The 18,782-nt window shown below is 41.3% G+C and carries 13 protein-coding genes; 3 read left to right on the top strand and 10 right to left on the bottom strand.

All coding sequences use genetic code 11. The features are described 5' to 3' along the window. The coding region (locus HMPREF3144_RS01195; protein ID WP_141742703.1) for a transposase at nt 1-321 on the top strand (321 nt) is incomplete at its 5' end. Nucleotides 322-580: 259 nt separating this feature from the next. Here the strand turns inward: HMPREF3144_RS01195 and HMPREF3144_RS01200 are convergent. From HMPREF3144_RS01200 to HMPREF3144_RS01240, 9 genes are all read right to left on the bottom strand, one after another. Continuing rightward, complete coding sequence (locus HMPREF3144_RS01200) at nt 581-796, bottom strand: acyl carrier protein (protein WP_018027453.1); 216 nt, start codon at nt 794-796, stop codon at nt 581-583. A gap of 32 nt (nt 797-828) precedes the next feature. Then, nucleotides 829-2,067 carry an MFS transporter gene (locus tag HMPREF3144_RS01205; protein WP_018027454.1) on the bottom strand — a complete coding sequence of 413 codons (1,239 nt, stop codon included), beginning with the start codon at nt 2,065-2,067 and terminating at the stop codon, nt 829-831. A gap of 74 nt (nt 2,068-2,141) precedes the next feature. Then, entirely contained in the window at nt 2,142-4,337 is a 2,196-nt protein-coding gene (locus HMPREF3144_RS01210; protein ID WP_070475825.1) for a TonB-dependent receptor, read from the bottom strand. Next, complete coding sequence (locus HMPREF3144_RS01215; protein ID WP_070475828.1) at nt 4,325-5,509, bottom strand: siderophore-interacting protein; 1,185 nt, start codon at nt 5,507-5,509, stop codon at nt 4,325-4,327. Before HMPREF3144_RS01215 ends, HMPREF3144_RS01210 begins: the two co-directional genes overlap by 13 nt. Beyond that, nucleotides 5,490-6,140, bottom strand: coding sequence for a GNAT family N-acetyltransferase (locus HMPREF3144_RS01220; protein ID WP_083290345.1), 651 nt, complete (start codon nt 6,138-6,140; stop codon nt 5,490-5,492). The genes HMPREF3144_RS01215 and HMPREF3144_RS01220 overlap by 20 nt, the downstream gene beginning before the upstream one ends. Beyond that, a complete protein-coding gene (locus HMPREF3144_RS01225) occupies nt 6,137-7,402 on the bottom strand; it encodes a lysine N(6)-hydroxylase/L-ornithine N(5)-oxygenase family protein (protein WP_070475833.1) in 1,266 nt (421 codons plus the stop codon). Before HMPREF3144_RS01225 ends, HMPREF3144_RS01220 begins: the two co-directional genes overlap by 4 nt. After that, complete coding sequence (locus HMPREF3144_RS01230; protein ID WP_070475836.1) at nt 7,392-11,789, bottom strand: AMP-binding protein; 4,398 nt, start codon at nt 11,787-11,789, stop codon at nt 7,392-7,394. The genes HMPREF3144_RS01225 and HMPREF3144_RS01230 overlap by 11 nt, the downstream gene beginning before the upstream one ends. Continuing rightward, entirely contained in the window at nt 11,786-13,684 is a 1,899-nt protein-coding gene (locus tag HMPREF3144_RS01235; RefSeq protein ID WP_070475839.1) for a phosphopantetheine-binding protein, read from the bottom strand. Before HMPREF3144_RS01235 ends, HMPREF3144_RS01230 begins: the two co-directional genes overlap by 4 nt. 10 nt (nt 13,685-13,694) lie before the next feature. Continuing rightward, a complete protein-coding gene (locus HMPREF3144_RS01240; protein WP_070475842.1) occupies nt 13,695-15,269 on the bottom strand; it encodes a (2,3-dihydroxybenzoyl)adenylate synthase in 1,575 nt (524 codons plus the stop codon). A gap of 142 nt (nt 15,270-15,411) precedes the next feature. Between HMPREF3144_RS01240 and HMPREF3144_RS01245 the strand changes: the two genes are divergently transcribed. Then, the gene (locus tag HMPREF3144_RS01245; RefSeq protein ID WP_070475845.1) at nt 15,412-16,155 is read left to right on the top strand and encodes a thioesterase II family protein; all 744 of its coding nucleotides are present in this window, start codon (nt 15,412-15,414) and stop codon (nt 16,153-16,155) included. An 11-nt stretch (nt 16,156-16,166) separates the two neighbouring features. Beyond that, nucleotides 16,167-17,537: an MFS transporter gene (locus tag HMPREF3144_RS01250; RefSeq protein ID WP_070475848.1), complete on the top strand. Its 1,371-nt coding sequence runs from the start codon at nt 16,167-16,169 to the stop codon at nt 17,535-17,537. Nucleotides 17,538-17,567: 30 nt separating this feature from the next. Here the strand turns inward: HMPREF3144_RS01250 and HMPREF3144_RS01255 are convergent, their stop codons facing one another. Continuing rightward, nucleotides 17,568-18,347: a 4'-phosphopantetheinyl transferase family protein gene (locus tag HMPREF3144_RS01255; RefSeq protein ID WP_083290348.1), complete on the bottom strand. Its 780-nt coding sequence runs from the start codon at nt 18,345-18,347 to the stop codon at nt 17,568-17,570. Between the last annotated feature and the right edge of the window lie 435 nt (nt 18,348-18,782).

Consider the following 18,782-nt stretch of genomic DNA (forward strand, 5'->3'; position numbering starts at 1 on the left):
AGGAATGAATACATGTGTTCACCGGACGCTTACGAAGAGAACAAGGATAAAAAGGTGAACCGGGTGATTGCCATGCGTCACGGGAAGCGTCGCAAGCTGCGTGAAAGTGGTACAGAAGAAGGTCGACTTGTAGATAAAATCGAGCAGTTAAAGAGCCGGATTCGCGCCAAGGTTGAGCATCCGTTTTACTGGGTCAAGGTTCACTTTGGTCATCGCAAGACGCGCTACCGTGGTTTGGCGAAAAACACCGCTCAGCTGTATAGCTTGTTTGCCTTGGCGAACCTGTTTTTATCGAAACGACTTATGCCGTTGGCGGGATAAATCCGCCTAAAACCCGAGATGCTGCCCGGAAAAGCAGCAAAAACGGGTAAAACCGTTCAAAAATAGATGTTTTTATGACTCTAACGCTCGGTTTTCAGAGCTGATTTGTAAAGTTGATAAATTCGCTCGCTTGAGCGACTTTGTTCAGCGGTTCCTTAAATGTTCAATCACATCAAGCTTTTCGTCTATATTGGCAAGCGGTGTTCTCTGCATTTTTGTCTTCCTAATAGTTTAGTTAAGCCGACTTTTTACAACAATATCAAGCTCTCACCAATGCTTCCCACGCATTAATCGTCGGATTCTGCATCAGTTCAGCAAAACCAATAGTTTTATCAAAGCGTTGCGCAATCTGCTCAGCAATCGACATCAACGCTAGTGAATGCAAACCTAGTACGAGTAAATTTTCGTTCACATCAATATCATCGAGTGAAATTCCTAATGTTTTAGCGACCATCATGATTAATTCTTCTTGCACACTTGTTCTCCTGTAAGGTTTTTATCATTTACTTAATTTTCTGCTAACAACTCATGACCTGTGCGTTTAGACCATTTGATTAAAATCAGCAGCAACACCACTAAAGCAAAACTCACTACCACAGCGATAATCATCACGGCATAATAACCAACGTTATGCGCCAATTTAAGGCTCAATGATGAATACACCATGCCTGTCACTGTGGCTAAACTTAGTTGCAATGAGACAAAAGTGGCTTTTGATGAGGTGACTGCCGCCTTATTCATAATGATGGTGCTGAGTGACGCCATCAAAGCGGGTTGCACCAAGGTACTTATACTTACCGCTAGATACACATACCATTTAGCAACTTGACTTTGTGTTATTGGTAAATATAGCGTCAGACTGAGTGCCATTAAGAGCGAAAGTAAGGCAAACGCTTTACCACTGCCTAAATAACGCATCAAGGGGATAGCTAATAAGGCCGATAAGACACCGATAACTGAGCCATACACTTTCGTCATTAAACCAATCTCTTCTGGCGACCATCCTGAGTCCACTAGCAAGGGATTTAAGAGCGCACCCAAAAAACTTATCCCAAAGGCAGCGACCAGTAAAAACAACAACCACTTCACATGCCGTTTAATAAAGGACTTAAACTCTGCCCACAAACTCAAAGAAACCCACTCCTTAGATAGGGGAGTAACTGCCTCAGCTGGCTCACGATAAAAGGTGATTTGGCATACGGAAATCATGGTCAAAGATGCCAAAAACAACAAGCTACCTTGCCAACCCAACGTTTGGTAAAACATCAATACAACACCGCCGCCAACCGCGTTACCAATAAAACTACCTGCGTATTGCAGCGCATTCGCCTGTTGCCGTTTCTGCGTTGGAAAAATCTTACAAACTAAACCATCTACGGAGACATCTTGTATCCCAGTAAAAATGGCATACACAAAAAATAGCCCCAGCATCCAATAAAAACGGTGCAAAGGATCAATAAAGCTAATCACCACCAATAAAGTGGTCATCATCATTTGAGCGATTAGTAGCCAGCCACGATAATGCCCCTGCAAAAACGTGCTTACCTTATCGACAAATAAGCTAAATATCAAACGCAAGGCAATTGGTAGCATGACCCAGAAAACCAGAGACAATTGCTCTAATGGTACGCCCAGTGTTCTGAAAATAACGATACCACCCGTAAATAAAAAGGAAATACCAATATACTGCGTGATATAAACCATGATCAGCATGAACCATGGATTACGGCTTGCACTCTGTGACATCAAAACCCTTAAAAATTCATTAAGCTTCACAGGTTAAGAACTCAGACGAGCTCTTAACCTCGACTGGTGATAAGTTAAAACTTATAGCTATAATTAACACCAAAAGTGCGCCCTTCGGCGGGTACCCCTATATTTGCTCTACCCGCACCAAAGCCCATATAACGCTTATCTAATAAGTTTTTACCCCAAACATAGAAATCATGGTGCTTTGTTTGTAAACCGACAGAGGCATCAAAAAGCACGATGGAAGGCAGTTTCTGAGTATTTCGCACTTGCGAATAGCGACTACCAATAAAGCGCATACCCACATGACCATTGAATTTACCTGCACCTAAGAATGCGAGATTTTTTTGATCTGACTCATAAGCCACCAATGCCCCACCACTCCAACGCGCTGCTTGCGCTAAACGATTGCCTTTACTGGTAATATTTTGCGCACTTTCTGGCACATCTGTAACCTCGGTGTGCAGCCACACCAAATCACCTTGCAAACGCCAATTGTCCGTTACTTGAGCAATCATAGTCAGTTCAGCGCCATAGGACTCCGTATCTGCATTGTCCGAATAACTCACCCAATTCGGTTCAACAATCGTCACATGCTCATCGCTCACCTTGTTGTAGAACATCGCCACATCAAGTGCGAAACGGCCATCAGCTGTAAGAAATTTTGAGCCAATTTCCGTGGCATAAATATGCGAAGCATCATATGGCTCTGCTGGTTTTGCACCTCCTTCGCGTGATATATTCGTATTCCAATCAGCGAAACTACCCGATTTGTGTCCAATACTTTGTAAAGCGTATAATCGCCAAGTCGGTGTTAATGCATAATTTAAACCGAGCCGACCACTGACTAAATTATCTGTCAGCTTATGACTAAATGAGGCATGTGAACTCAGCGTATTGGCTGGGTGCGGATAAAAGGTTTCCTCATGATCAAGACGCTCATGGCTATAACGCAAACCCGCCACCACATTCAAGCGTTCAGTCACAGGAACTGTCACTTCCCCATAGAGTGCCGCTGTATCCCGATCAAAAATTCGGACAAAGTCACCATTGTAATTATCAAGTCCTAATTTACCTTGTATCCCACGAGTTGCATCCCAACTAAAATCTCGATCACGACGCTCCAAATAAACGCCTGTTATCCACTTTAACCCAGCGGATGTTTCACCGCTCAATTTTAATTCTTGCGATAACTGGTTTACTTTCTCACTTACGACTTGTTTGTTATTTTCAATATTCCCATAATAGTTATCCATGATTCGGCGCACCGCAGGAGGCAAGCCAGCGAACATTGGTTCTAGCATATCGTAGCCACGAACAGGGCGTTGAATCCATGAACTGTGCCGCTGATAAGCTGTAATAGACTCTAGGGTTCCAAAATCAAAGTGATGTTTATAGGTCAAACTAACGCCTGCATTTTTACGCCATGTTCCCATGGGCAAGCCACGAATTAGGGTATGATGCGATAGCGGATCGGCCATATTGATGGGGTGATTATTTTTGCGTCGATCGTACCAAGCGTGCAAGATGAGATCATTTCGATCTCCATCAAACCAACGCAACTTACCCGATACATATTCAGTATCCTTGATACTCACACGCTTACCTGTTTCTGCATCACGAATAAAATCATCACGACGTTCGCGTTGTGCCGCCAATCTAAATGCCACCTGATCAGATAATGGTACGTTTAAAATCGCATTGACGCCACGCAACTTACGATTACCTAAACTGCCGCCGATACTTGCCTCAAATTCATTATGTGGATCAACCGTTTTAAGCAAAAGGTTTCCTGCACTCGAACGATGACCATATAGAACACCTTGAGGCCCCTTAGCCACTTCAACCCGCTCGACATCAAATAACGGGCGTGAGATACCTGCTAAACCATTAGACACCCCATCAATAACGACATCTACCGTATGATCTTCCATCCCTGTTCCTGACAGAGAACCAACACCACGCACCCACACAAGGCTTTGTTGCGGATTACCCGTATCAGACACAGATACACTCGGCACCAGTTTTAACGCATCAAGCGTCGTCGTTGCAGCGCGCTGTTTTAAGGTTGAGCCATCCATCACATCAATCATGAAAGGCGTATCGAAACGTGACTCTCGAATCCCCCGTGAATAAACGACTACCGAGCCAAGATCTTGGATTTCACTTTCATCCCGATTCTCTGTACCCGTTTGAGCATACACTGTACCTGACAGTACAATTGGCACTGCCATCAGTGTCACCGCTGTTTGTTTTAGCTTAAACATCTTTTCTCCTTTACTTTAAGCATTGACGACTTCTTTCCTTCATCCTTGGCGACCCAATACGCCTTGACATGATTTCTTGCGCCCTCAAGTTGCAAGTGGTGACGCAGATAATGTCGAATCTGTTTGGCTTCCTCTCGTTCTAAACCACCCCACGCACCATCAAGTGCATTGATAGTCTTTAAATAATCCAAAATAGGTGCTGCTTGCTGATTTGCTTCATATGTAAAAAAAATCATCTCCGTAGCTGCTGGTTTTGAAACCTCATCAAAATACGCCTTGTCTGCGTTATCACGTAATAAAATCAATACCGTGGGTGGGATTGGGTTTTGCCATAACTCCAAGATGCCAGCGATTGCTGGATAAGCTGATTCATCACCAATCAAAACATTGCGCCCTGTCTGCAAATACTCATGCCGCTCTGGCACTTCCGTGCGACTTAAAATCATGTCTCCTGGTTTTAAGGCATGAACCCATTGATTACCTGCACTATTGTCGTGTAGGTAAACATCGACTGCTCCATGGGTGACAGCGCCAGTGTCGTTATCAGCTTTAGCAAAGCGCAAGGTATACAACCGTAGATTACGATTCATACTTTCAATTAATTGCATGCGCCTTTTAGAACTCATAACACGCAATAGCCAAATCAAAAACGCATCCAGACGACGCTTAAAGAAACCCCTAGACACTGTGCCATTAGTGAACTGTTGAACTTTTGCTTGTAAATGTGATTGCTTTGAGGGCTCAATTCGTCGAAGTAGAAAGCCATAGGTGTAACCCGCATAATACGTAGGCAATGGCACCGCACTTTTAATTTCTATGCGCTGCATATGTTTGCTTACTCGACTGCTTTGTACTACTTCAAAAAACTTATGCTTATTACCCGTTAAACTAAGACCTTGCTTAGTCATGGCATAAAACGCCAAATAGAGAATTCTTTCTTCTAGCGTGCCTTTAATACTGAACTCGATAAATACCTCATCCGCTATACCATTCATTGTCACTACATGAAGTAATACCCCTTCTTCATAAATGTCCTGTACTTGGGTGTGCTGATAAGGCGATTGCGTGCCGTAATAATTTGCTATTACCAGCAAGTCATCACTGTGTTCATTATTTAAATGACCGATAATATCGAGTTTTTCATCGATATTATTAATCGCTGTGCGTTTCATAAGCAACCTTTACTTCTGCTTTTGATAAGTAACCACTCGACTCATAGAATTGTTTTTGAAGACATAAAAAAATATTGGCACTTTTCTCAGGCAATTCGATTATCGAATCACTAATGTAGGCAAATCTTTTAAAAATGACATACCACTTCACACGAACATCTGGTTCAACAATGATTCTTCTTGATTCAGTCTGCGAGAAAACAAAATGACTTATCGCAAAAACTAAATTCTCCGCAAATGACTTCCCAAGAAACTCTCTTTCACCAATCAATACATGCCAACCAACATCCAAAGGATCTACTTTGTAATACTTTGCTAAGCGATCATAGCTAGCGGTATAAATCTCACAATAGGCAAAAGGAACGCCATCACAAGAAATTAAATACAATTCTTGATGTTCATCATGAACAGCTTTCTCAAAGTGAACAAGCAACTCTGCAAGTGATTTATTTAATTGCCATTGTTCGATCGTATGCTTTGTATTCAACCACTTATGCAATAAAGGCACATCAAATGGAAATCTGACTTCATGGAATCCAACATCAAAATCAGGTAACTTAACAACGAATTGTGAGGGTAAATCTGCCGTTGGCATAATCAATCCACTCTGAATGCACTTTCCTGTTTTCATACAAACCTCTGAAAGGTAAAATGCCTATCTGGTGCATAAAATTCCTGCCCTAATATTTGATTTACAATCATGGCATTACGAAATGGACCAACACTAAGATCTGGCGTTACAATTCCATGCTGACTTAATCCGACATTCTGAACAAAAATAGTATTTCGCTTGTCAACAGTGAAATTTTCTGACACTACCAATTCACCGTCGTCATTACGCCTTAGCACATCATCAAGGGTTCTCATAAAATCAGGCTCTTCATAACGAAAACCTAGCGCAAAAATTAATGCTTGCGTTTCTAGCTCGATCGCCTTTCCAGATGATGTGCTACGCGCCTGAAGTTGCCACGCATTTACCGTTTCTCGGCAATCCAAAAGCTCTAAGCTTGGGAAGATTTCTACTCTGCCTTTACACAATTCATAATGCTCATATAGATAGTCATAAATCGCATTTAACAACTTAAAATTGACTCCTTTATATAAGGCTCTTTGAGCAATAACTAATTCTTGCTTATTCTCCTTGGGCAGATCATAAAAAAACTTGGCATAATCAGGCGTTGTAATCTCCAAAGCTAACTTATTCAGATCCATTGCCATAAAATGTTTTATTCGACCTATCCACTGCAAGGAATAACTGTTATCCTTAAGATCCAATAACAAATCATAAAAGGCCTCTGCACCACTTTGTCCAGAACCAACAACAGTGATTATTTCATTATTTTTTAACTCTTCCTTTTGGTAGGAGTAATCATTAATAAGACAATGCCTTGGATCATTTTCTTGATAAAAGCTCGGTCTAATGGGTACAGTTCCAGTACCTAAAACCAGTTTCTTGGCATAAACCTGATCGAGTGAGTGGTTGCCTAGATCTCGAATTTCGAGTCGATACAATTCTGTCTTTTGGTTATACACAACTGTCTCAACTCTTTTACCAAAAACCAAATCTTTTTGTTGTTTGCATACCCACTTACAATATGCGTTATAGTCTTCTCTAGAAATATAAAAATTCTCGTAAATATAAAATCGATGTAGTCGGCCATGGACTTTCAAATAGTTCAAATATGAGAAATCACTAGTTGGATCAACTAAGGTAACCAAATCGGCAATAAATGGAATTTGCAAGGTGGACCAGTTGGGCATAATTCCTTTATGCCAAGCAAATTCTGATTTTCGGTCAAAAAACACTTTCTTAACAGAAGGTACCGTTTCCAGCAAACTTGATAAGCCTAGATTAAATGGACCAATCCCAATTCCCGCGACATCATAAACCATATAAGTTTTCCTTTCCAGAGCCATCCAAAAAATCGCCTACCGTCGTCTCAGAACTTATATTTCCAACTCTAGAAATCAAATCTTTCAAGCTCTCGACCAATGGCTGTAAACTAGTTGCACTATATTTGGAATCATCGTAATGAATTAAAAACACCAAGCTGTCATCCTGTGATTCATCAAAAACTTCAAAATGAAGTCCAAATTTACTTGGCATAACTTTTTGTTCAAGGAGTTCTATTTTTAATGAATCTGTTCCGAGGCTTTTCTCTACAGAAAATACACTCATGTGATGAACTTGAATGTAATATTCAAGAACGTTACTTCCTGATTCAGCAGACAATTCTCGAATAACATAAGGGTATGGGGTTTTATTAAAATCCCCCATTTCAAAAAGTCGTTTTTGCAAATTAAGCAAAAACACTTCTAATGTTTCATCACGCTGAATATTCACTCTGGTTAAAACAACGTTAGTGAAAAGTCCTATGGTGTATTGATACTTAGGGTCATCTCTACAAGCCATTGACGTAGCAACCAACACTTCTTTTCCAGCACCTAAGCTATGTAATGCAAACACGACTAAGGCATAAACAATTTGGAATAAAGATGTTTTCAGTCTCACTCCAGCAGCGTTTAAATTTTTTTTATACTGACTACTGAAAATCATTCGCAAAGGATGATAAATTTCTTTAACTTTATGTGACGCTCCTAACTTAGGCTCATTTTGCTTAAAACAAGCAACCAATCCTTTTTCTTCGGTTAAGGAACCAAGTCGTTTACGCCAAAAACTTAGTCCATCACGCAAAATGGTTTGCTTTCTACGGGATTCTTCTAAAGCATAATCTACGTATTGCAATACTGATGAATTTTTCTCAGTTTTATTAATGCAATCCATATACTGCAACCTCTCTGTGAGACCAACTACAAACTCATTCATAAATACATCAGCTGACCATATATCAAAAGCCAAATGGTAAATCAGCACAGAAAGATAGTTGCTATCCTTTAATCTGCATTGAGTTACTCGAATAGGTATATTTCTAGTGAGGTCAAAACAAAATGTACTTGCGTTATACGCCAAACCTATTGCACTGTTTTTATCTTTTAAAGTAATGCTGTGGAACCACTCTTGGTCTTCTAACGAGGTGATAGGTAGAATACGTTGGTAAAAACTTTTTCGACCCTCGCTAACTACAATGAGTGTTCTTAGAGCAGTATGACGCTCAATGATACTTACGAAAACTGAACGCAAAAGATCAGGTTCAACGTCTCTATTAACTCTAAAAACAAAGGGAAGATTAAATATGGTATTCTTGCCCAAATCAGCTTCCCACAAATAACTTTCTTGTAAAAGAGTCGCTGGGTAATTAACGTCTGTTTTGATTATCCCTCCACTGTTTTCTTTAGTCTCAACCACCTCGCTCTGCATTTCATTTAGAAACGCTTTATAAAATGCTTCATCAAGTAATAAAGAAAAATCTCCGCCAGACGAAATATCTGCTGGGTCTTGGTTTAGCTGAACGGCATTAGTTCTAGTTAAATCATTTTCAGGATAAGCACTTAATTTAACCAGCTCCTGTATCGACTTTCGATCAATTTTGCCATTAGCTGTTAATGGCATAGCGTCTAGTAACAGCCACTGCGTCGGAATATGACTATCAGGCAAAAATACATTAAGTGCATCCATTAACTGCGACGATGAATAAGAGGTACTCTCCTTATTTTTCACCGTATAAGCCAAGCCTAACTCAGCATAACTTAATTGCTCATTTTGCAGCTCAACCGCCACACATTGATCAATTCCCTCGATTTTTAGAACAGCATTTTCAATTTCTTGAGAGCTGATTCTGACGCCTCTAATTTTAAAATAGCCCTCTTCACGCCCTTCAAATAAAATTAAACCATCCGTAGTCAATCTGCCCATATCTCGAGATACATAAACTCGCTGAGACTTACCGTTTAAAACTAGCTCTTTATAATCATCGAAGCGCAATTGACCATCCACAACATAGCCGTTTGACAAGTTAATCCCTGACATCGCTATCTTGCCAAGCTCACCAACAGCGCGTTCATTATCTTGCGCATCCAGTATGTAATATTGATTACCTGCCAACGACACACCGTAAGGAATCGCATGATAAGCTGCCATATCCTTATCAACATCAATTTTGTGCCAGATACTCCAGATGGTTGTTTCTGTCGGGCCACCGAGAGAATATAAAATCAATTGAGGGTTAGCAGAAAGCAATTGTCGGATCGTCTTCTCTCGAATATAGTCACCGCCTTGTGCCAAAACTCTTAATGACCGTAACTTCTCTGGCTCTGCTGCTAAAAGCAACATATCCACAATCGCTGGAACTGATACCCAGACAGTGACGCCCGCCTCTTGCACTAATCTCGCCCAGAGAAATGGATCCTTATGCTGTGCCTTTTCAGGCACTACAAGTGTCGCCCCAACAGTAAAAGAAACCAGCAGATCAAATAGAGACATATCATGATGAAAAGGCGTCGCAGCAAAAAAACAATCAACTTTCGTCAAATGCCACTTTTTGATTGTCTGCTTCAATGTGTTATCAATCCCCTGATTATTAAGGGCGACACATTTTGGTAAACCCGTTGAGCCAGATGTATAGAGATAACATGACAATGCCTGCCCTGTATTCGGAGTTAAGGCTGGAGGAACGAGAGCATCCGTCACTTCATATAACTCATTAACGTCAATAAGACGTATCGTTGACCGAATTTCACTTACAAGGTCTCCCATTTCGACTAAATCGCATACTAGCCCTTTTACTTGCGCATTACGCAACTGATAACTCAAACGCTCGACAGGCGCCTCTTTATCTAAGGAGAGCCAAATAACACCAGAAAACAAACTACCGAGGAGATAATACGCCTGCTCGAAACACTTAGGCAAAATCATCGCCAGCACGTCGCCTGAATTCATGTCGTGTTGTTTTAAGACCTTAGTTGCGCTTGCCACAAACAAAGCCAACTGCTTATAATTGATACGTCTATCTTGACTAATTAAAGCAACATCCTCAGAGGGTTGAGCATATAACTTGTCATAAATTGACTGGATAAATCCCATCGAACTTGACAATTTATTGACTGCAGCAGTACGCTCCGATGGCATAATAACTTGCTTAACATCTGCCAAGACGTCAAGCGTTGCTAACTTTTCTAAATTCGTGACAACTTGTTTAGCAATCGCAATAACGTCATCTTCCGCTAGCGCAGCTTCGGCATAGTCAAGATCTAACAGCACCCTTTTGTCATTTAGATGGCTTAATCGAATATCCAAGGCAAGCTGGGGCGTCTCTGTAACACCACCGAGATAGACTAAGCCCTCGGATGATTCATGAGCATCCCAAAGCAAACCGTTGGTAAATGCAACAGGTAACGGCAAAATTGTACGCAACTGTTTACTTAACCGCTGAGCAGCAATCACACCTAGCCTATTTGTGGATAATAAACCTAAGACAAGCCGCTGGAGATGTATCAACTGCTCAAGCCAAGATGTTGAGCGGCTGTCGTCGTATACGATTGGTAAAAAAGATGAATTCGTACTGAATGACTTCTTAATTGCGCTATCCGCCGTCGGTACACTTATGGCAAATACGTGTTGTTCACCAACAAATGCACTTAAAGCCTTTAGCACTGCGAACATATAGCCACTATTTGCAAACACGCCCTGTTTGAGCAAGTTGTTACTAACTTGTTCAAACAGGTCACGCTCTAGCGTCATACTGAAACGCTTGCGTTTAGTCCACATAATCTCTTCAAGATCACTTGCCCAAGGCAACTGAATGACTTGACGCACCGCTTTGAAATAATCCTGCCCGTAACCCTCATCAATCGGCTCTTCATTTGACTCAATACCTTTAGACACACCAGTCAACGATGGCGTAAAATCACCACCCAAAGCCAGCTTAAAAACCTCCTTGATTAATCGAGATATCACATAACCATCTAGCAACAATCCATTAAAAGCAAAAGTCACGACACATGACTCATCATCAGTAAATTCATGCAACGCAACCCGCCACAACCTCTTATGGATATCAAAAGTCGCGGAAATAAATCGCTCAATCTGTTGCTCAGCAATCTGCCACATACTCTGCTGCTGGCTTAAGCTACCCTGGCTAATAATAAAATTATCTTGATAGTCTAGATCTTCCTTTTGAAGTAAAAACAGCCCATCCTGACTAACACGAGACGATAGCATCGGGTAAACCGCAAACACCTCTAACATAGCGTCTGCAACCTGAGCGGCTGACGCTGGAAGATAGAAACTCCTAATATCCTGCATATCAACGGAACCCAAGGGAAAGCCACTCGTTCGACCCATAAGATAAGCTTGCTGCATAGCGTTTAATGGCAAACTCATTCTAGCCCCCATGTCTTAATTAACAAACGCTGAACCGTCTGAGCCACTTTTAAAGCTAGCGCTGAGTCTTTCTCATACAAATAGATTGCAAGCTCATGAATTGAACGCAACCTAAACATATCCGCGATACCTATTTGTGCATATAAAAAATATTTATTTGTTTCAATCACAACTTGAGTCGCTAAAAGCGAGTTGCCACCCATCTCAAAAAAGTCTGTATCGCGCATTGTTAACGGATCTATTTGCGTACCTAACACAGCAGAAAAAATAGCCGCCACTACATACACCACCTCTACAGGGAGCTGTCCTTGAGCACTATAATTTGACGGATTTGACGGGTTTAACTCATTTCCCCTGTCAAATTCAGAGGATGGCAAAATTACAATACGCTTGGGGTTCAGCTGCCCAAGAAAATGAGTTGCTAAGGTATTTTGAATTTCATGAATCGACAAGGGTTCATTAACTGAGCTTTCAACCAGCAACGAAAAATTCCCTCCCTTGCCACTCTGCTCATCTATCAGCTTAACCTGTCGCCCTAAGATTCTCTCTATTAGGTCCGTTAATTCTTTTTTACTGAGTAGGCGACCCGCAACCATAAAATCATCGTCACTTAACACCTGGGGTTTTAGTGTTAAACGGTACTTGCTATCAGAAACAAGCTGCCCAATAGGTCGCCCAAGATTTGCAGATGAGTATGCGTAAAGCCTTAATAAATGCTTAAAACAATCAACTAGTTTGGCAATATCTGAAGCAGAGATTAAGTCCTCATTCACATCCCAATTAAAACCTACTGTCTCACCTACTTGAACCACTTGAACATCCAACCCGACGTTTACCCCTCTAGATAAAGCACGCTGGACTTGACCAAAGGTTTGATTAATAACACCAGAAAAAAGTGACCCACATGCCAGCAAGTCGGTATAGACAACGGGCGCAATCTCTTGACACCCAGTTAGCTTCGTTAACTCCCTCAAAAGACTGACTCCCGACAATGCTTCATTGCCAAAGAAATGGCTGGAGTCACGTAAATACCCAATCGTATCCAACAATGATGCCTCTAAATTCACGTCAACCGCTTGGATATAAAAGTCATCACTGAACCATGTCTCACCACCTAGCTGACTCTTTTCATGCTTAAAAAAGGGTAAACTTAAACGAAATGAGGACTGCTTAGTATATAAAGCAAGGGCCGCACAAAAAACGGCTCTAAGCATGACAGATACCTTTACTCCGGCTGCCACAGCATTGTCTTGTAACTGCTGCCATACCCTAACTGGTAAGCACCAACAAATGTTTTGCACTGTGCCCTTGGTCTCGTTATATAAGCGCCAAGGCAACGAAGGTAGTGGGTACTGAGCCAAATGACGAAAATCCAGCTCTGTCGTAGTATTACCTTGATAACTTGCCGTACTTTTAGGAAAACTAAATAACTCCTCAGCTTCGCCACCCACGGCAAGTTGGTAGGCGATGGATAGCTCATGCAAGAAGAGATATACATTCGCTGGATTTAGTATCGCCATATTAGCCACGAACTGCGTGCGTACTTTACCCTCAGCCTCATTCGTGCATGTCACTACCAAAAACAGTGACTCTTTTAGTAAGGTATTCGCGGCTTCCTTGGCAATTGTTGGCAACAAGCCATCTTGCACCTGTGTCTCTTCATCTTGGCAGTTCAAAAGAAGTGCATAAGTCCCCTCTTCTCGACGCTCCATTTGACCTGTTGGTGTCAGTCGCAAGCTAAAAATAGGATAACGACTTACGACCTCATACAACACACTGGAAAATAGTGAGACGTTAAAATTCACACCCTCAAATTCGACAAGAAAAAACGATCCTAACCCGCTATTTTGCGAATCAATCCATGCAGCCAAACCCAAATCCGTCAACTTTTGCATTACAACTGCCCTACCGTCTTACTTTGCCAATCAAAGTAAAATCAAACTCATCCACCACACTAACCACATCCGGCAATTTATTTAGTGCAATATGCTGCTGCGTAAGATACTTTCTTACTTTCACCAGATTGAAATTATCAGGTTTATCCGTAATAATTTGGACGCAAATTTTTTCCCCCAGCAACTCATCAGGCACCCCTGTCACCAACACATCCTTAACATCTGGATGAGCATAAAGTAACTCCTCAATTTCGCTAGGCATAATCTTTTCACCAGCTCGGTTAATGACTTCTTTCAATCGTCCTGTGACGGTAATATTATTGTTTTCATCAAGATAACCTAAGTCTCCCGTGATATAAAAACCATCCTCAGTGAAGCTGCGCTTATTGACTTCATCTGGCGCAAAATAAGCATTAATTGTGTAAGGACCTCGTGTTGTAATTACACCAACTTCACCGACACCTAGCACCTTACCCTCTAAATCAAGTATCTGTATTTCATCAAAATCAGAAAGGCGCTTTCCTTGTGTATTTATCTGAACTTCACGGTTGTCGTCTAAGCGAGTGTAATTCACTAGACCCTCAGCCATCCCATAAACTTGCTGTAGCGTTAGATCCAATGTATCCAGCAAGCGAGCTGCTAACTCCGAAGAAAACTTAGCCCCGCCAACCTGAACAACTTCCAAACTACTTAAATCGAATTTGTCTATCATTGCTGAATTTAGCCAAGCCACGACCAAAGAAGGAACTAATGAAGTTTGCGTAATTTTGTGTCGTTCAATAAGCCCAAAACACTCTGTGGGCGAGCTATTATCAGCAATAACTAAGGTCGCACCCGCATAAATAACCCCCAAAAAACCTGGCGAACTCATCGGGAAATTATGAGACACAGGAAGCACTAATAAATGTTTCGTATCCTGCTGCAAATTTGCAACTACCGCGCTCTCTCTAACTGAATACAAATAATCATCATGCGTCCGAGGAATTAACTTTGGCAAACCTGTCGTACCACCTGAAAGCTGCAAAAAAGCCACCGCACGACTATCCACTGGCTGATAATGTGTTTTCTCTTTTAACTTGGACCGATCCCCATCACATTGAGGTAGCTCCCCTTGAAAAACTGTTTTAATAATTTCTAAATGAGGCAAGTCACCTGAAAAATGATGAATGATTTGCTCAGCGGTGCTATCGCTCTCATGCTTGCACAATCGCAAATACACTCTAGCTTGACTAAATTTAGCAATATGACCAATTTCATAGGAGCGATGACCATCTAAGCAAAAGATAGGAAGCGCACCAAGATAATATAAACCGAATAAAACATAAAAAAACTCTAGGACGTTAGCTGACTGCAACACCACTAGATCATCCTTACGCACGCCCTGCTCATGCAACCACTCGCCCCAAGCAAGCGCTTTAAAATAGAACGCTTCATAGCTGACTTCATCCTCACCAAGCACGAGAGCCGTATTGGTGGCAAATTTTTGGCAAGAACGTTCAAAGAACTCAAACAGCGACTCCCCTTGCCATAAACCATTGGCAATATAAGTCTCAGCGCGTTCCTGAGGAAATAGTGTAAATTCCATGTCCTGCACCTTTTAATTTAACAGTCGGTTAACGCAAGGAAAACCAACGATAGAAAATTCATTATTTGCAAATGATAATTAATATCGTTATGATTCTAATCAGAACATATAGTATCATTTCGTTTTTTAATTTTGCAAATAAATGAAACAAGATAATGAAATTTATACGCTGTACTGTTTACCCTCAGCAGGTAGCAGTGCTTCCATGTATCATCCGTGGCAAAACTTAGCACCCACTCATTTTCGTATTAAAGCAATTGATTATTCAGGTCATGGCTCACGCATCACTGAGGCATTGATCCAACACCCCGGTAACTTAATAAATGATATTGCAGATACTATTTTGGCAACTCATGACCAAACGAAAGATATTGTTTTGTTTGGTCATAGCCTAGGTGCAGGCTTATTACCTTTTGTTGCTCAAAAGATACAGAAGGAGTCTACTTCTCAACACATTGCTTTAATGGTAATCAGTGGACGCGGTTATCGATCCAAGACACGGGCGACACAACATGAATTAGATGATCAAAATGCGCTCCTCAACTTTCTTCAACGATATGAAGGCATACCCGCTGCTTTGCTGACAAATCAAGAAGCCTTAGATTTCTTTTTTCCCATTATCAAAAATGATATTTTGCTCAATAATGCCTTATTAAGGCTTCATTCTGAAATGACCATAACAACTACTCCTTTACTCGTCTTTTCAGGAGCTGAGGACAGAAATGTGACGCTCGAAACACTTAATGAGTGGCGTCATTTAACCAATCAATGGCGTGGCGTTGAGTTTTTTGAGGGCGGTCACTTTTATTTAAGCAGCACAAAAAACATTAGCGCCATGCTGAAAAGTATCCTTACTCATCTCCAGCGCCCTAATTACACCAATTGAGGTTACTTGTTATGTCCCGTTCTATCGAATGTTCCGTTAAGAATTTGCAGCAACTAATCAACACTGAAGTTCTTACCAAATACCAGTGGCAAATTGTTTTTACTTGTTTCGCGTTAGTTTTACTTGATGGTCTTGATATTGCAATTATTGCGTACCTTGCCCCTCTGATTCGAACGGATTTAGGTTTAGAGACAACACAACTGCCTTACTTATTTTCTTCAGGTGTCTTAGGTCTGATGATAGGGAGCTTACTATTTGGTCCATTAGCTGACCGTTATGGCAGAAAAAATATTCTGATCCTATCGTCTATACTGTTTGCCATCTTTACCATTGCTTGCGGTTTTGCGCCAAATTTTTATCTTCTCGTCATCTGCCGCTTTTTAACAGGCTTAGGACTTGGCGGTGCCATGCCAATTAGCCTCTCGCTATGTACCGAATACATGCCCTTACGCCACCGTATGATTTTATCGACTCTAGCATGGTGCGGCTTTACGCTTGGCATTGCCTTTGGCGGTATTTTTGCTTCACTGTTGGTTTCCTCTCTTGGCTGGCGAGGTTTATTTATCTTAACAGGTGCTATACCACTACTTTTTCTATTTCTCGTAGCAAGAGTCTTGCCAGAATCACTGGAGTTTTTAGTCCGCAACAACAAAGCCTCAAAGCTAGATAACGTTCAAGGAATTGTAGACAAACTATACACAGGCAAGTACAAAATCACGCCATCAGCCACAGTACATAATGGCGCTTCTAGGCAACCTATAAAGATGCTTTTTAGCCCTCAGCATCGACTGTTAACGTTGGCTCTTTGGGTCGCATTTTTTGGCTCGTTGCTATTATTTTATTTACTTACCTTTTGGACACCTATTTTATTAGGCGATCTATATTCTTTTGCTCAAACCAACTTTATCACCATGATGTTACCAATAGGTGGCACTGTCGGTGCCTTTGTTTTAGCCCGTTGGATCGATAGGCAGGGCAAGCCTTTTTTAAGATTAGCTAGTGCTTATTTTGCTGCTGGTTTTTTGCTCCTTTTCTTTCCCTCGTTGACCGCTTGGCATACCGCATTGATACTGATCGTATTTTTAATTGGCTTTACTATCGCAGGCGCACAAAACGGTTTAAATCTAGTCGCTGCCACCGTTTACGACACCAGAATGCGTGCTACTGGCGTTAGTTGGGCAATGGCAATAGGTCGTCTAGGCTCTATTGTGGGTTCTTATATCGGGATTTATATGGTTTCATCGGAACACCCGATGAGACTATTTGTGTATTTAGCCACCATTGGTCTTGCCTGCGCTTGTGCCTTATTTGTCGTGAGTCGCTCAATAGCCAAACAAACAAATCATCAAAGCAACCCAGAACAACACTTGGTCAAAGAATAAGAAATCCGACAAATAGTTTAAACCACACCATTAAGCAAATAGTTGGTGCAAATTGACCAATTGTAGCTGTTGCCTTGGATTATTATGGCAAACATGAATTAATAACTTTGGATGCAAATCCACCTCATGGCAATAGAGCGGTTTATCGACAGCATCGAGTTTTCGCTTAGCGGTAGTTCGCTCATCAATGACCTGCGAACCAACGGTATTGATTTGTGCTAGCTCATCAATAAGACCTGTTCCTAAGGCCTTTAAATACGCCTCTTTACGTGTCCAATAAAATAAAAAATCGCATGCGTTTTGAATCTTTTGCTGTTCGCATGGATGCATCACAGCCAGCATGGTCTGATAGTTAACTATTTTAAAAGCTTCAGCATCTACCCCTAAATACTCCTGATCATTTGCTATTAAGATACAGATAAAATCATCGCAATGGCTGACTGAAAAGAACAAAGAAGCTTGTGGCTTAGGCAAAGCACTCAAGGGGTCCAGATAAGGCTTACCGCGACGAGCATACTTTAAACTTAAACTAGCTGCCAAACCTAGTGTTGCTCGGTCTATCTTAATATTCTGTTCCGTTAAGCTTTCTATACCTAGACGGTTGCTATAGCAATCCTCTTGCAAAAGCAATGCCAACACCAAACGTCTTAAACCAAAACTTAAGGTCTGTTGAAGCGCTGTTTTCATGTGTTTATAGGTGCTTATGTGTAGTTTCTCTTCTGCCGAAAGGCAATGCTGACAGAGCATCAATCCTATATTTCCGTTTGGGACTAACTTATCATAGTCATATGCCAAATAAAATAAATACATTCTGAGACCTTTATGTCATCCTGAGCGATAGCAATTTTAAAAAAACGGATTTTGATTGAGTTTGTTGAGCCTTAAAAACCAAGTTGCACAAAATACCTTACAGGCTCAGGCTCCTTACTGAACTTACTCTGAATCTACTAGGGAGTTACTCCATCGGTATCGCTAACTCATAATACTGGGTGGGATCATGTTTGCTATTTCCGTACCATGCAATTAACATCATATTCTCTAAGTTTCTCAAAACTTTTCTCGCTGTCCTGACACTTCGGCCCGTAAGCTCCGCGGCCTGCTTAGAGGTAATTCTGCGATTCATTACTAAGTACTACAATACTTTGACCGCCACTTATAAAATGTTGAAACACCAATCCCTTCTTCACGGCAAAGCTGGGCAACAGGAATGCTGATCCTAGTCAGAAAAGTAGACAAACACTCCCT

This window comes from Oligella sp. HMSC05A10 (assembly GCF_001808335.1).
Lineage (GTDB): Bacteria > Pseudomonadota > Gammaproteobacteria > Burkholderiales > Burkholderiaceae_B > Oligella > Oligella urethralis.